Source organism: Arthrobacter sp. yr096, assembly GCF_900108925.1.
Taxonomy (GTDB): Bacteria; Actinomycetota; Actinomycetes; order Actinomycetales; family Micrococcaceae; genus Arthrobacter.
Window position 1 is genome coordinate 628,239 of the sequence record NZ_FNYI01000002.1, and the last position, 14,034, is coordinate 642,272.

The following is a 14,034-nucleotide window of genomic DNA, read 5'->3' on the forward strand; positions in this document are numbered from 1 at the left end:
TTTCAATGTACCTTTCCTATGGCCGGTGCTGTGGCCGGATTGCCGTCCACCCAACCGACAGGGATGCCCAGCGTGTCCACCGTTTCCGGCGTCGACGTTTCCGAGGCGCCGATCACCGCGAGGGCGTCCACGGCCACGGACTCGCCGGCAAGCAGGTCCTGCAATGCCTGTATCCAGATTTTGCTGTCTTCTGCCTTGCGCCGTGCGTCGGCGACGATCCACAGCTGGTCGGCCGCGAGGCTTGCGATGTGGGCCACGGACGCCGGCACGTCACGGGGGCGGCCGAGTCCGAACGCAACCACCACGGTTTGCCCGGTCAGCACAGCTTGGGCGCGTGCCGCCGTCGCGCTGTGACGGCCTTGCACGTGGAGGTGGCCGAAGGCACTGAGCTGGCCTGCGGTGCGGACGTCGGAGCCGCCTGCCGCGATGGACATTTCCAGGGCCGGTCCCAGGGCGTCGTCGCCCAGGCCGAGGAGGACGACGAGGTTGCCGGCGCCCGTCATGGGGACAGGAATGGGGACAGGAACGGGCTCAGCGTTCGACGTCGGCAACGCCACCCCAGCCGGCATGGTGGGCGCCGGCGATGCTGGTTGGAGTTCCTTGCCCAGTTGTTCCAGCAGGCCTGCGAAGTCCGGGGATGCGGTGGAGACTGGAGCAGGGGCGGGCTTGTGAAGCTCAAGTTCGGCGGCGTCGGCACGCTCCAGGAGGGCCGCAATGGCGGGGCCATGAAGCTCGTGCGCGGGGCCATGAAGCTCGAGCGCGGGGCTGGATGCTGCGGGAGGCGGCGACTCAGTACCCGCCGAGGGAACTTCCGCCACCTCCACCGTTGCCTCGAACCTGGCTGCGGCGAACAACCCTGCAATGCCCGGATTGGTGACCTTCTCCGCAGCAACAATCCTGGCTCCTGGCCCGTACTGCTGAAGTGCTTTGGCCCTGATGGCTTCCAGGGATGCGCCACTAAGCTTGAAGCGCTTCTGCATATCGAACCACCCCCACTGTTTCGATGCGGATGTTTGCTGACGTCACTTCCCGGTACGACAGGACAGGGACTCCGCCTTCGGGAGCAGCAACCAGCCGGTGGATGGCGGGCCGCAAAGCGGGGGCGCACACCAGCACGGCTTCCCTGCCGGCAGCGGCAGCACCCTCCACCGCCGACTTAAGCGACGTGAGGACGGCGTCGAGCTTGGCTTGCCCCATGACGATTTGCGTTCCGCCTTCTGCCGGACGCATGTCCTCCAGCATGGACTGTTCCAGCAGAGGATCGATCATGATCACGTTGAGCACCGCGCCGTCGAGGTACTTGTTGGCCAGCACCGGCCCCAGGGCGTGACGTGCCGACTCGATGAGTGCCTCCGGATCGGTGGACACCTTGGCCCGCAGCGCGAGTGCCTCGTAAATCCGCGGGAGATCGTTGATGGGGACCTGCTCGTCCAGGAGGCCCTGCAGCACGCGCTGGATTTCGGCCAAGGACATCAGGCTTGGCGTCAGTTCCTCCACGGCAGACGGGCTCTGCTTGCGGACGCCTTCCGTGAGCACTCGGACGTCTTCGCGGGTGAGGAGCCGGGCTGCATTGGCCGAGATAATCGAGGACAGGTGTGTGACCAGCACGGATACGCGGTCGATCACGGTGGCCCCGGTCATTTCGGCGCTGTGCCGCATCTCCGTGGGAACCCATTTGCCGGACAGGCCAAACACGGGTTCTATGGTGGCGGTTCCGGGAAGGGCGTCCAGGAATTCGCCCAAGGCGAGCAGCTTGCCCGACGGCGCCACTCCCCTTCCGGCCTCGACGCCGGCGATGCGGATGGCGTAGGTGGACGGCGGCAGGTCCATGGCATCGCGGGTACGTACGGGCGGAACCACGAGCCCGAGTTCCATCGCGATCTTGTGGCGGAGTGACCGGACGCGGGCCAGCAGGTCATCGGAGGCGCCGGACACGATGTCCACCAGGTCCGGAGCCAGCAGGATCTCCACGGGGTGGACGCGCATGTCCTCCATGAGCCGCTCGTTGGGATCTTCCTCCCCCATCACTGAGGCAGCGCTCTCCGCTTCCTGGGCCTCCGCCTGGAGCTTCTGCTGGCTGGCTACCCGGCGCGAGGCGAGAACCAGCAGCGCTCCCACCACCACGAACGGAAGGATGGGCATGCCCGGAATGAGGGCCATGCTTCCGGCGGCCAGCCCGGCGATCAACAGGGCGTTGGGCGACTGCATCAGTTGTGAGGAAGCCGTACGGCCCATGTCCTCTTCGGCATTGGAGCGGGTGACGATCATGCCGGTGGAGACAGCCATGAGCAGGGCCGGAATCTGGGTGACCAGGCCATCACCCATGGTCAGGAGGCCATAGGTGTTCAGGGCATCGCCGGCATCCATGCCGCGCTGCAGCACACCGATGGCGATACCGCCTACGAAGTTGATGATGATAATGATGATGCCCGCGATGGCATCGCCCTTCACGAACTTGGAAGCACCGTCCATTGCGCCGTAGAAGTCGGCTTCCGCAGAGACTTCGGCACGACGTTTACGGGCTTGGGCGTCCGTGATGAGTCCGGCGTTGAGGTCCGCATCAATGGCCATCTGCTTGCCCGGCATGGCATCCAGGGTGAAGCGTGCACCCACCTCGGCAACACGTTCAGCACCCTTGGTGACCACCACAAACTGGATGACCACCAGGATGAGGAACACCACTGCACCTATGATCAGCGAGCCGCCCACGGTGACCTTGCCGAAAGCCTCGATGACCTGGCCGGCGAAACCTTGGCCCAGCACCAACCGCGTGGAGGCCACGTTCAGTCCCAGCCGGAACAGGGTGGCAACGAGCAGCAGCGAAGGGAACACCGAGAAATCCAGCGGCTTCTTCACGAACATGCTGGTGAGCAGGATCAGGAGTGCCAGCAGGATGTTGCAGACAATCAGGAAGTCCAGCAGGGGCGCCGGCAGGGGAACAACCAGCAGCAGGACGATGCCCACAATTCCCACCGGCACCGAAAGCCGGGCGAACTTGTTATTGCTCATGGCTGGAAGCTCTCTCTCATCTGATGAATCCCCCGTGCAGTGCCCCGCGTTTTGAGCGACATCACGAATGCCAGGACTGCCGCAACCGAGCGGTACAGCTCAACCGGAATCTCCTGGCCCAGCTCGCACGCCGAGTGCAGGGCCCGCGCCAGGGGGATGTCCTGGACCATGGGCACTCCTTTGGTCTCGGCTTCTTCCCTGATGCGGGCAGCGATCAGCCCGGAGCCCTTGGCCACGACGCGTGGTGCCGATTTGCCGGCGTCGTACTTCAACGCAACTGCCACGTGCGTCGGGTTGACCAGCACCACATCGGCGTCCCCGATCGCGCCGATCATGCGGTTGCGGCTCATGCTGAGTTGGCGCGAGCGTCGCTGCGATTTGATGAGGGGATCACCGTCGGTGTTCTTGTTCTCGTCCTGGACTTCTTTTTTGGACATCCGGGTCTTCTTGCGGTTGCGGCGCATCACCACAAAAATGTCCGCGGCAGCCAACACTAAGCCCGCAGCTACGGCGAACTGGATGAGCGCACCGATTCCGCCGGCAGCGGCAGCCAGCACACCGGCCACGGGGAGCCCGCCGGCCGTCAACAGCACGGGCATCAGCCCCTGCACCACGGCGTAGAGGACAAGACCCACGACGGCGGTCTTCAGCAACGCTTTGACACCTCCCCAAAGTGCCTGGCCACCAAACATCCTCTTGAAGCCCGCGAGCAGGTTGAAATGCTCGAACTCCGCACGGAACTTCTTGAAACGGATGCCACCCTGCAAGGCCGATCCCGCCAACACCACCACCGTGACAACCAGCAGCAACGGCCCCAGGATTCCAGCCAAGGAACCCAGCCCCGCTTCCAGTGCTGCAACAGCTTTGGCGGGCTCGGGCTCAGCAATGACGCTCTTCACCGTGAACAATTGGTCCACGGCGGCGTTGGAAGCGTGGTCAATGGTGGCCGGAAGCATCGCGGCAGCGGCACCCACAGCCAGCCACGCCATGAGGTCCTGCGACCTGGAGAGCTGGCCCTTCTCCCGGACCTCGCGCATGCGTTTGTCCGTGGCCTGCTCGGATTTCTCCTGTGAATCCGCCACTCAGCCCACCCCCATCAGAGTCTTGGCCGCTTGCTCGGCGAGGATGGCCACCAACCTGGGCAGCGCCAGGAACAAGAAGCCGGCAAGCGCCAGCGTGATGAAGATCTTCAACGGGAACCCGAGTGCGAAGGCGTTGAGTGCCGGGGCCACACGGGTCAGGAGGCCGAGTCCCACATCTGCGAGCACAAGGACCACCAGCAGTGGGCCGGCGATCTGGACCGCTGCGAGGAACATCCCGGTGAGGGCCGTAATCATGGCGTCGACGGGTTTGCTGAGATCGATGCCGCCTGCCAGCGGCAAGGCATTGAAGCTTCCCGTGAGGCCGCCGATCACCATCTGGTACCCGTCCGAGGCAAAAAGCAGAGCCAACGCCGCCATCTGCATCAGCCGGGTGAACTGGGCCCCGTTGACCATCATCTGAGGATCGAAAGCCTGGGCCATCTGAAAACCGCTGAACAGGTCCACCAAGCTGCCGGCGGACTGGATCGCGGCAAAAATCACCATCACCAGGAAGCCGAGAAACAGGCCCGTGACCAACTCGAGAACCACGGCCATGATGAAGCCGGCCGTATCCGCGGGGACAGAGCCGGCAGAAAGCCGCTGCGAAACGGCAAGCCCCAGTCCGATCCCCAGCATCGCTTTGATGCGGGCCGGGATGGCGTGGTGGGCGAACGGCGGAGCCACCACCAGGAAAGCCGTCATGCGGACCGAGGCCAACAGCAGCACCTGGATCCACGACTGGTCGATGGGAATGTCCACCTCACGCTCCGCCGATCAGTCCTGGGATGCGGGCGAACAATTCGTTGGTAAAGGCGACCATTTCGGAAATCATCCAATGGCCGCAAACCACCAAGGCAATGGCCACCGCCACCGCCTTGGGGACGAACGACAATGTGGCTTCCTGCAATTGGGTGATGGATTGCAACAGGGAAATGGCCAGGCCAACCACCAAGGCGGTAATGAGGGTTGGCGCTGCAAGCTTCGCGGCAATAATCATGGCCTGAAGACAGATGTCCAGGACTGCATTCGTATCCATCAGCCGCTCGAATAACTCTGGATCAGGGAGGTAATGACCATTCCCCAACCGTCCACCAGGACAAACAACAGGATCTTGAAGGGCAGTGAAATCATCACCGGCGGAAGCATCATCATGCCCATGGACATCAGGGCGGCCGAGACCACGAGGTCGATCACCAGGAACGGGATGAAGATGACGAACCCGATGATGAACGCGGCACGGAGTTCGGAAATCATGAACGCCGGGACCAGGGTCTGGAACGGGACGGACTCGGGGTTGGCCGGATTATCCATCTTCGCGGCCCGGGTCATCAGCGCGATGTCCTCTTCACGGGTGTGGGCCAACATGAAGTGCTGCAGCGGGGACCACCCGGCGCTCATCGCACCGTTGAAGTCCAGCCCGCCGTTCAGGTAGGGCTGCACCGCCACCGTGTTGATGTCTGACACCACCGGCCACATCACAAACAAGGAGAGGAACAACGCCAGGCCGGCCAGGACCTGGTTGGGTGGGATGGCCGGCAAGGACAAAGCGTTCCGGGTCATGGCCAGGACAACGAAGATCTTGGTGAACGAGGTCATCATGAGCAGCAGCGCCGGGGCCACGGACAGCAGCGTGATCCCGATGAGGGTCACAACGGCAGTGGAAGGTGTCCCGTCCAGCCCGTTGATGTCAATGCTGACGTTACCGCCGGCTCCAGGCGCCGCGGGCGGGGTTGGCGGAGTGGGCTGGGTGGGGTCGATGGGTGTCGCTTGCGCCGCCGCCATGCCCAGCCACAACAAAGCTGCCGTGAGGAGGGCAACCCACAGCACGGACCAGGGTCGCAGCCCGGCAAGCCATCTCCGGGGGGCCAAGCCCAAACCAGCGGTTCGGTTCAATTGCGGCGTCCCCTGAAGGCATCCGAGGCTTGGCGCCAAGTGGAGGCGGACAGAATGGAACCGTGCATCGGCGGCGCCTGCCGGGCGGAATCAACCGCGCGGTGCGGCTGGCCGCCCCGGTGGAGTTCGCTGCGCCGACGCAACACGGGCAGTGATCCCGTCACTGGCCCCAGCGGATCAGCACGTGGCATTGGCACAGGCTCACCCGAAGCCTGCCGGAACAGTTCCGCAAAGCTGGCCGGAGTCTGTTCCTCCACAGCTTCGGCAGCTTCCGGAACGACTACGGGCGCGTCACTGCTGTCCAGCACAGTCACCGCGTGTTCCGTGACCCCCAGGAGGAAGCGTTTGTGGCCGGCGTCGACCACCACCACCGAGGCTTTCTGGCCCACCACTTGGCGGCTCACAACAGTAAGCGCAGCATCGGCCCGACGCCTTCCCTTACCTTTGCCGAGGCGCTTCTGGACGAACCAGATCAGACCCAAAACAGCGCCGAGGGCAACCAGTACCCGCAGGCCGAGGATGAATGAGTCCATCTACAGCGTTCCCTCTGCCCCGTCCAGGATGCGGGTGATGCGGACTGCGTAGTCCTGATCCACCACCACTACTTCACCGTGGGCGATCAACCGTCCGTTGAGCAGCACATCCGCGGGCGCACCGGCAGAGCGGTCCAACTCAATGACGCGTCCGGGCTCCAGTGCCAGGGCGTCCCGGACAGACATCCGGGTACGTCCAATCTCCACAGTCAACGCCATTTCCACACTGCTGATGAGGCCCAGCCTGGCAGCCACGTCACTGTCCTGACCGGCGCGGGCCGTGTTCAGGGTGCCGCCGTTGTCCCGCACTCGGACAGCGAACCACGCAAAGGGGGCACCGCCGTCGTTCGCCTGATGGGCGTCCCTGAGTTCGAACACCGCAGTTCCCGGGTCGGACAGCAGCCCGGCGGCGTCTTCTTCCCGCAACTCCCCCAGCACACCGGCGTCGAACGCGGACGCGGCCTGTTCCAAAGCGGGACGCAGGACGTCGACGGCGGACACGGCACCCACCAGCCCGGAGCCTCCTGCGGCGGCCAGAAACGAACGGTCCACCAGCAGCAGGGCGAAGTCGGCAGTCGAGGCACCCACAAACGTGGCCGTCACGGCAGGTGAGGCATAGGCGGTTGCGTCCTGCGCCGGGACGATGCCCGCAACGCGCAGCGTGGAAGCACTCGGCAGATGCAGGGCAAGACGTTCGGCTGCCGCCGCCTGAAGGGTCAAGATGTTGCTCATCGCTGGTGCTCCTCGGTTGTGACGATGACGGCGGCGGCCCTGGAGCCGTGGCGGGCAGCCGCGGCCGTAGCCAGGCGGGTGCCGTTGATGGTGACGTCGAACGGACGGTTTTCCAGATGCGGCAGGTGCAGGACATCGCCGACGGCGAGCCCCAGGATCTGCGCGGGAGTCACCGGAGCGGGGGTCAACTGGACGGCAACATCCACCGGAACCTGGGCGAGCTGCGCCCGGACCAATGCCTCGTTGTCCACGCTATGGACGGTGGGGTTCACGTCGCCCAACCTGGAAAGGAGCACATCGGCAGGAACGGCCAGAGTGGCGGCACATTGGTTCTCGCCCACATTGACGCTGAAGGAGGCCACGATCATGAGTTCCGATGGCGCCGCTGCCTGCGCAAACTGGGAGTTGTATTGGATGCCATCCATCGCCACCGTCTGGGTGAGGAGGTTGCCCAGGGAATACCGGAGATCCTCCAGCACTTCCTCCACCATCCGGGAAAGCAGCGCATGTTCAATCTGCGTGAACTTCCGTTCCGGGACCGCGGTGTCCGTTGAGCCACCGAGCATTCGGCTCAGCCAGGAAAGTGCGGCCGTCGCGGGAAACTGGATGACCAGCCGGGACTCGCTGCCATCGATCCGGCACAACACCATGGACGTGACGGACGGGAGGGACGCGGAGTACTCGTCGTAACTCTGCATGCTCAGCTGTTCCAGCGTGGCAGTGGATTTCAACCGGACCTTGGCCGTGAGCTGCGTGCCCCACTGGCGGGCGAAAGTTTCAAAAGCCACTTCCAGCACCCGGCTGTGCTGGCGGGGCAAGGTGGTGGGTCGGCGGAAGTCATAGACGTCCACAGTGCGCTGGCGTACCGCCGCGCGATCTTCCTGTTCTCCCACGGATGGCACTATCGGCAGGTCAGCACAGCGCGTAAGGCATTCTGCCCACGACTATCCGAGGACTACTTTGCCGCCTTCGCGGCCGCTGCCGACTCCTGGGTCTGCGCCTCAATGGCCCCTGGTATCAATGCCCGGACATCCTCAGGGCTGGCGGACAGCAAAACCACGTCCACCCGCCGGTTCAGTTCCATGAGCTCCTCAGTGGAATCGTCCGTCACCTGCCGGGCGGCACCGAAAGCCACCGCGCCGATCCGGCCGGGCGGCATGCCGGAATCGTCCACAAAATACCTCAGGACGTTGACAGATCGCGCGGCAGAAAGCTCCCACGTGGAGGCGTAGGCAGTGATGCCTTTGGCGGCGTGGCCCTCCACCATGACCTCCAGCCCGGAGCCCACCACCGTGGGTGCGATGGTCCTCAGGATCTCCAGCGCACGGTTGGTCAGGTCCGGCATGTCAGGCTGGAAGAACGTTTGGGAACCCACCAGCTTCACGGTCAGTCCGCGCTCCCCCACGTCGAACTGCACGTTGGCGCCCAGGCCCTGGGCATCCAGCTTGGCCTTCATCTCGTTTTCGAGGGCAGTGAGCTTGTCCACTTCCTTCAGCGCCAGATCCAAGGCGGAGAATCCCTCCCCGTCCGATGCCGCGAGCTCCGCGGGCACCACCACCCCTGTGGCGGTGTCCACCTTCTGGCTGATCTGCGTGCCGAAGCCTGTAGCCAGGGAATTGCGCAGTTTCTCGAATTTGTCCTGGTCCACCGACGACATTGCGAACAGGACAATGAACATACACATCAGCACAGTGACCATGTCCATATAGGAGGCCATCCAGCGTTCGTCGACGTGGTGCTCCTCTGGCTGGCCGCCGCGTCTCCTGCGGGACCTCATGCTGCCCTGGACGCCGAAAGTTTGCCGGGCCTGCCGGCGTCGTCCGCTTTGTCCTTGGTTTCCTTGGACTTCCCCTTGGTCTCGGCCGGGGCCATGGCCCGCAGCCGTTCCGCGAGCAGCAGCGGCTGGGTGCCGTTTTGCACGGCGAGCAAGCCCTCCATAAGGAGAGTCATCCGCTCTACTTCCAGCTCGGACAGGCGCTTGAGCTTGGCACTCAACGGCAGCCAAATGAAGTTCGCCGACAGCAGGCCCCAAAGGGTGGCCACGAATGCCGCAGCAATCATCGGTCCCAAATGATCGGGCGAGGACAGGTTTTCCAGCACGTGGGTCAGCGAGACCACAGTGCCGATGATGCCAATGGTGGGTGCATAACCACCCAGAGCGGCGAAGAACTTGGAAGACACATGATCGGCACGCATTTTGGTGTCGATTTCGTCCTCCATGAGGAGGCGCAGTTCCTCGGCGTCCGTGCCGTCGGCGATGTTTTGCAGCGAGCGCTGCAGGAACGGGTCCTTGGCGTTGTTGGCTTCCTCTTCGAGGGACAGCAGGCCGTCGCTGCGGGCCTTCTCGGCAAGACGGACCAACTCGTCGATGCTCGCCGTGGGTTTGGCAGGCTTTCCGATGAACGCCTTGGGAACATCCTTGAAGGCCTGGAGCACGTCATGGAAGGTGTTTCCGGCCAGCCCCACAGCGATGGTGGCACCAAAAACCAGGATCATGGGCGCGGGCAGGAGCAGCGACATCAGGTTCGCGTGCTCCAAGGTGACCATGGCCACCACGGATGCAAAGGCCAGCAGCAGACCGACGATTGTCATGGACTACCTTCCGTTCGGGTGGTTGGAGTGCGGGTCTTCTTCCGCATCCGGGGACCGGACCAAGCTCAGCGGATAGCCCGTCACGGCGGGAAGGTCGTGGGCGCGGCGAAGCACCCCCGCACGGTAGTTTGCGATCAGCTCCACCACCTCAGCCAGCGATTCGCGCACAACGTAAGCGGCGCCGTCGAGCGTCACCAAGTGGGTGTCCGGACTCTCATGGATCCGTTCAAGGATGTCCGGATTCACGGCGAAGCGTGTGCCGTTCAGGCGGGTGACAACGATCATGGGCCGTTTCTGGGATGGGTTGTGGCTGGAGGTGGTTCTGTCCCTACTGTCGGCCGGGAAGGGCCAGGCGTTAGGAAGGCGGCCGGATCACCGCCTCCCCCGCTCTGCCTAGCGCTTCAGGTTGCTCAGTTCCTGCAGGACCTCATCAGAGGTGGTGATAATGCGGGCGTTGGCCTGGAAACCACGCTGCGCCACAATCAGGTTGGTGAATTCCTGGGACAGGTCCACGTTGGACATCTCCAACGAACCGGAGGCCAGCGAACCAAGCCCACCCTCGCCGGCAACGCCCAGCTGGGCGGCACCGGAGTTTGCCGTGGCAACGTAGGTGGAACCGCCGGCCTTTTCGAGGCCTTCGGGGTTGGTGAAGCGGGCCAGGGCAACACGTGCCAGGACTTCCTTGGCGCCGTTGCTGAAGGAACCGATCAGGGAACCGTCGCCGGCCAGAGTGAATGACTCAAGCTCACCGGCTTTTGCTCCGTTCTGACCCGTGACCGCCAAGGTGCTCATCTGCGCGAATCCTGTGACCGCCCCCATGTTCACGGTGATGCCGCCAACCGTCATGGTGCCGCCCGACGTCAGCGCTCCATTCGCGAAGGTGAGGGTGGAAGCACCCGTGGCGCCATTGGCATCCGCCCCGGCCACCGTCCAGCCAGTGGCCGAGCGGCTGAACGTCAGCGTGAGGCTGCGCTCTGCTCCGTTGGCGTCGTACACCTTGACCTGGCGCTCCACAGACGTTCCCACTGCTGCGTCCGACGGCAAGTTGCCGCCAAGGGTCGCATTGCTCGTGGCAACTGCCGGCGCGGTGGTGTCCGGGGACAACGTGATGGGTCCTGTAGCTCCGCCCGTGTTGACCACGCCGTTGGTGGCCGTCCAGCCCTGGAGGATACCGCCGTCGGGACTGACCAGGCGGCCCGCAGCGTCCATCTGGAAGTTGCCCGCACGTGTGTAGTACTGCTGCGTGCCCTTGCCGGTGACAAAGAAGCCCTCGCCGGAAATCATCAGGTCAGTGCCGCGGCCGGTGCTCTGCGATGAACCCTGGCCGAAGTTTGTGCTCACACCGGCCACCCGGACGCCGAGCCCGATCTGCGCCGGGTTGGAACCACCCACGTCCTGCTGCGGGCCGGCCGCGCCCTGGGTCATCTGCGAGAGCGTGTCCTGGAACTGGGCCGACGACGTCTTGTAGCCGGTGGTGTTGACGTTGGCGATGTTGTTGCCGGTGACGTCAAGCATGGTCTGGTGGGCTCGGAGGCCGGAAATTCCGGAGTACAGCGAACGGAGCATGGTGTTGCCTTTCTTCGGGTTGGTTCGGGGTAAGTGTGGGTTTGAGTCAGGTGGTGGTGCTGTTTGTCTGCCCGGCCGCAGTCATGCCGGTGATCAGGTCCAATGGCACTTTCGCATCCCCCACGGTGACCGTCGGAACACCATCGGCAAAGGACACGGCGCTGGCAACGCCCGAGCCTTTGGTGCCGTCGGACAGCGTGTAGCTCACCTGGGTGCCGATGATCTGGGCCGCCGCGGTACGCATCTGCAGCGAGAAGCTCTCCTTGGCGCCCGCCGTCAGCTCAGTCATTTTCTCCATCATGGAAAGCTGCACCGACTGGCTCATCATCTGATTGGTGTCCATGGGGGCACTGGGATCCTGGTACCTCAACTGTGTGACCAGCAAGGACATGAAAACTTCGGAATCCATGGTCTTCACGGGAGCACGAACAGCCTCCCCCGATCCGACGCCGTTGTTGGCCGCAATTGCGGAAATGGTCATGGTTGTCTCTCCTTCACGTCAGACGAGGATGTCCAGGCGGTGTGGACTGCTTGGGTCATGGACGACGCCGGGTGGCAGCTGGCGTCGTTGCTGTGGTTGGTCATCGGCACCGTTTGCCCCGGTGTCACCTGAGCGTCGGGATTGGGCGTCCGGATCACGTGATCCCATGCCGGGTCCTGTGCCTTGGCCTGTGCCTTGTCCCGCGCCGTGGCCTGTGCCGTGACCCGTGCCGTGACCCGTGCCCTGGCCCGGGCCTTGACCTGTGCCGTGGCCGTCCTTGCCGGCGTCGGGTGGGCTGTTGTGGGAAGAGAGGCTCAGGCTGGCCCCGGAGTCTTCAAGCCCTCGCCGCAGTTCCGGAAGGATGTGCCGCACTGCCTCCCTGCCTGCATCCCCCGCTGCGAACAACTCGATACGCACCCCTGTGCCATCGATGTGGGCACGGACGGTGAGGGGTCCAAGGTCCTCAGGGGAGACCCGCAGCGTCATCACGTGCTCCCCGGGCGCAGCCGACGCCAGCGAGAACAGGGGTGTGGCGAGCTGGGGGGCCAAGGCTGGCTGCGGGCTGGACTGAGGGGTCGTCGGGGGTGTTGGTGTGAGTGTGGGCGTGAACGGCAGGATGGGCGCTGGCTGCGCAGTTGGGGGCGGGGTTGTGTGTTCGGGCTGTGCCGGTACTGGCTGTGCTGGTGCGGGCTGTGCGGTGTGCTCGGGCTGAGCTGCCGGGGCCTGCGCGGCGAGTGCCGACTGGACTGATACTGGGTGCGCTGGTACGGGCTGCACTGGTACGGCCGGTGGTGCCAGAGGCTGCGCTGGTACGGGCTGTGCAGTGAGTGCCCGCTCCGCGGTGAGTGCCGACTGCACTGGTACGGGCTGTGCTGCTGCGGACTGCGCTGCTGCAGAGTGTACGGTGATTTGGGCCGGTTCCAGGGCCTGGATCGCCCCCGTCTGTTGAGTTCCCTGCGGATTCGACGGCAGCAAGGGTCCGGCGTTCACGGAGCCATCGAGGTGGGCCGGCGACACCTGGCCACCACCGGCTCCTCCATTCCCTGAAACCCCAGAAATCTCTGAAACGGTCTGAGCACCGACGGGCACTCTCGAATCGCCGGGGACGGACACCGCCACGGACAGCCCAGCGGCCGTAGTCACGCCCGCGTTCCCAATGGCGGACACCCCAGCGGCCCCAGGCACGATCGCATTCGCACGGACGGTGTCGACGCCCTGCGCGTCGCTGCCCGGTTCGGGGGTTCCCTGCCAAACGAGCCGTTCCAACCCACGAACCGGCAGCGAGGCATCGAAGTGGCCCGGCGCCGACCTGTCGGAACCAGGGTTCAGGTTTGCCGGAACTCCACCGGCGGGAGGGATTGGTGCAGCAGTCTGAACAAACGGAGCAGCCACCCCAGTCACACCATCCGCAACGCGAGCCCCAGCTACGGGGGCTGCAGCGGCCGGGTCTGGATCATCATCATGCTCGGGTACTCCAGCAACGTCCGCCCCGAGCACACCCGATCCGGGGGTTCCCTGCGGAGTGTGCCGATCCAGCCGACGAATGGGCAGCGAACCATCGAAGTGGGCAGAAGACCCGCCCTCGCCGACCTCAAGCACACCCGCATCCCCAAGCACACCGGACTCCCCAGACGCAGCCGCATCCCCAAGCACACGGGCAGCCGTGGCCACGCGGGCAGCCGCTTCCCCAAGCTCACGGGCAGCCCCAGGCCCACCAGCGTGCCCAGCTTCGCCCGCCCCAGGACCACCGGATTCGGGGGTTCCCTGCGCAGTGTGCCGATCCAGCCAACGAATGGGCAGCGAACCATCGAAGTGGGCAGAAGACCCGCCCTCGCAGGCCCCAAGCACACCGGAATCCCCAGACCCAGCCGCACCCCCAAGCACACCGGAATCCCCAGACCCAGCCGCACCCCCAGGCACACCGGACTCCCCGGGCCTACCCGCATCCCCAAGCACACCGGCAGCCGCGGCCACGCGGGCAGCCGCATCCCCAAGCACACCGGCAGCCCCAGGCACACCAGCGTGCCCAGCTTCGCCCGCCCCGGGACCACCCGGTTCGGGGGTTCCCTGCGGATTAGACGGTAGGAAACGTCGAATGGGCAGCGAACCATCGAAGTGGGCCGAAGACCCTACCTCGGAAGCCATC

Annotated in this window: 16 protein-coding genes; 1 reads left to right on the forward strand and 15 read right to left on the reverse strand. The window is 64.7% G+C overall.

The features are described 5' to 3' along the window. Nucleotides 1-2: 2 nt before the first annotated feature. From BMY91_RS23100 to BMY91_RS22920, 15 genes are all read right to left on the reverse strand, one after another. Entirely contained in the window at nt 3-980 is a 978-nt protein-coding gene (locus tag BMY91_RS23100; RefSeq protein WP_090820493.1) for a hypothetical protein, read from the reverse strand. Then, the gene (locus tag BMY91_RS07620; protein WP_090820495.1) at nt 958-3,009 is read right to left on the reverse strand and encodes a flagellar biosynthesis protein FlhA; all 2,052 of its coding nucleotides are present in this window, start codon (nt 3,007-3,009) and stop codon (nt 958-960) included. The genes BMY91_RS23100 and BMY91_RS07620 overlap by 23 nt, the downstream gene beginning before the upstream one ends. Beyond that, a complete protein-coding gene (locus tag BMY91_RS07625) occupies nt 3,006-4,091 on the reverse strand; it encodes an EscU/YscU/HrcU family type III secretion system export apparatus switch protein (protein ID WP_090820497.1) in 1,086 nt (361 codons plus the stop codon). The genes BMY91_RS07620 and BMY91_RS07625 overlap by 4 nt, the downstream gene beginning before the upstream one ends. Further along, nucleotides 4,092-4,850, reverse strand: a complete 759-nt coding sequence (locus BMY91_RS07630) for a flagellar biosynthetic protein FliR (RefSeq protein ID WP_090820499.1) — start codon at nt 4,848-4,850, stop codon at nt 4,092-4,094. It abuts the gene before it with no gap. Between the two features lies 1 nt (nt 4,851). Then, nucleotides 4,852-5,127, reverse strand: a complete 276-nt coding sequence (gene fliQ / locus BMY91_RS07635; protein ID WP_090820501.1) for a flagellar biosynthesis protein FliQ — start codon at nt 5,125-5,127, stop codon at nt 4,852-4,854. Continuing rightward, complete coding sequence (gene fliP / locus BMY91_RS07640) at nt 5,127-5,873, reverse strand: flagellar type III secretion system pore protein FliP (protein ID WP_090820716.1); 747 nt, start codon at nt 5,871-5,873, stop codon at nt 5,127-5,129. The genes fliQ and fliP overlap by 1 nt, the downstream gene beginning before the upstream one ends. A 107-nt stretch (nt 5,874-5,980) precedes the next feature. Then, nucleotides 5,981-6,517: a FliO/MopB family protein gene (locus BMY91_RS07645; RefSeq protein ID WP_090820503.1), complete on the reverse strand. Its 537-nt coding sequence runs from the start codon at nt 6,515-6,517 to the stop codon at nt 5,981-5,983. Next, nucleotides 6,518-7,249 carry a flagellar motor switch protein FliN gene (gene fliN / locus BMY91_RS07650; protein ID WP_090820504.1) on the reverse strand — a complete coding sequence of 244 codons (732 nt, stop codon included), beginning with the start codon at nt 7,247-7,249 and terminating at the stop codon, nt 6,518-6,520. Further along, nucleotides 7,246-8,142 carry a flagellar motor switch protein FliM gene (locus BMY91_RS07655; protein ID WP_090820718.1) on the reverse strand — a complete coding sequence of 299 codons (897 nt, stop codon included), beginning with the start codon at nt 8,140-8,142 and terminating at the stop codon, nt 7,246-7,248. The genes fliN and BMY91_RS07655 overlap by 4 nt, the downstream gene beginning before the upstream one ends. Nucleotides 8,143-8,204: 62 nt before the next feature. Then, entirely contained in the window at nt 8,205-9,026 is an 822-nt protein-coding gene (locus BMY91_RS07660) for an OmpA/MotB family protein (protein ID WP_090820506.1), read from the reverse strand. After that, on the reverse strand, nt 9,023-9,841 hold the full coding sequence (locus BMY91_RS07665) for a motility protein A (protein ID WP_090820508.1): 819 nt from the start codon (nt 9,839-9,841) through the stop codon (nt 9,023-9,025). Before BMY91_RS07665 ends, BMY91_RS07660 begins: the two co-directional genes overlap by 4 nt. A gap of 3 nt (nt 9,842-9,844) precedes the next feature. Beyond that, nucleotides 9,845-10,126, reverse strand: coding sequence for a flagellar FlbD family protein (locus BMY91_RS07670; RefSeq protein WP_090820510.1), 282 nt, complete (start codon nt 10,124-10,126; stop codon nt 9,845-9,847). 108 nt (nt 10,127-10,234) lie between these two features. Further along, complete coding sequence (locus tag BMY91_RS07675; RefSeq protein ID WP_090820512.1) at nt 10,235-11,407, reverse strand: flagellar hook protein FlgE; 1,173 nt, start codon at nt 11,405-11,407, stop codon at nt 10,235-10,237. 46 nt (nt 11,408-11,453) lie between these two features. Beyond that, nucleotides 11,454-11,888, reverse strand: a complete 435-nt coding sequence (locus tag BMY91_RS07680; protein ID WP_090820514.1) for a flagellar hook assembly protein FlgD — start codon at nt 11,886-11,888, stop codon at nt 11,454-11,456. Between the two features lie 18 nt (nt 11,889-11,906). Then, on the reverse strand, nt 11,907-13,280 hold the full coding sequence (locus BMY91_RS22920) for a flagellar hook-length control protein FliK (RefSeq protein WP_143054048.1): 1,374 nt from the start codon (nt 13,278-13,280) through the stop codon (nt 11,907-11,909). Between the two features lie 69 nt (nt 13,281-13,349). On the opposite strand from BMY91_RS22920, the gene BMY91_RS22925 reads away from it, so the two are divergent. After that, entirely contained in the window at nt 13,350-13,973 is a 624-nt protein-coding gene (locus BMY91_RS22925) for a hypothetical protein (RefSeq protein ID WP_143054049.1), read from the forward strand. Nucleotides 13,974-14,034: the final 61 nt, after the last annotated feature.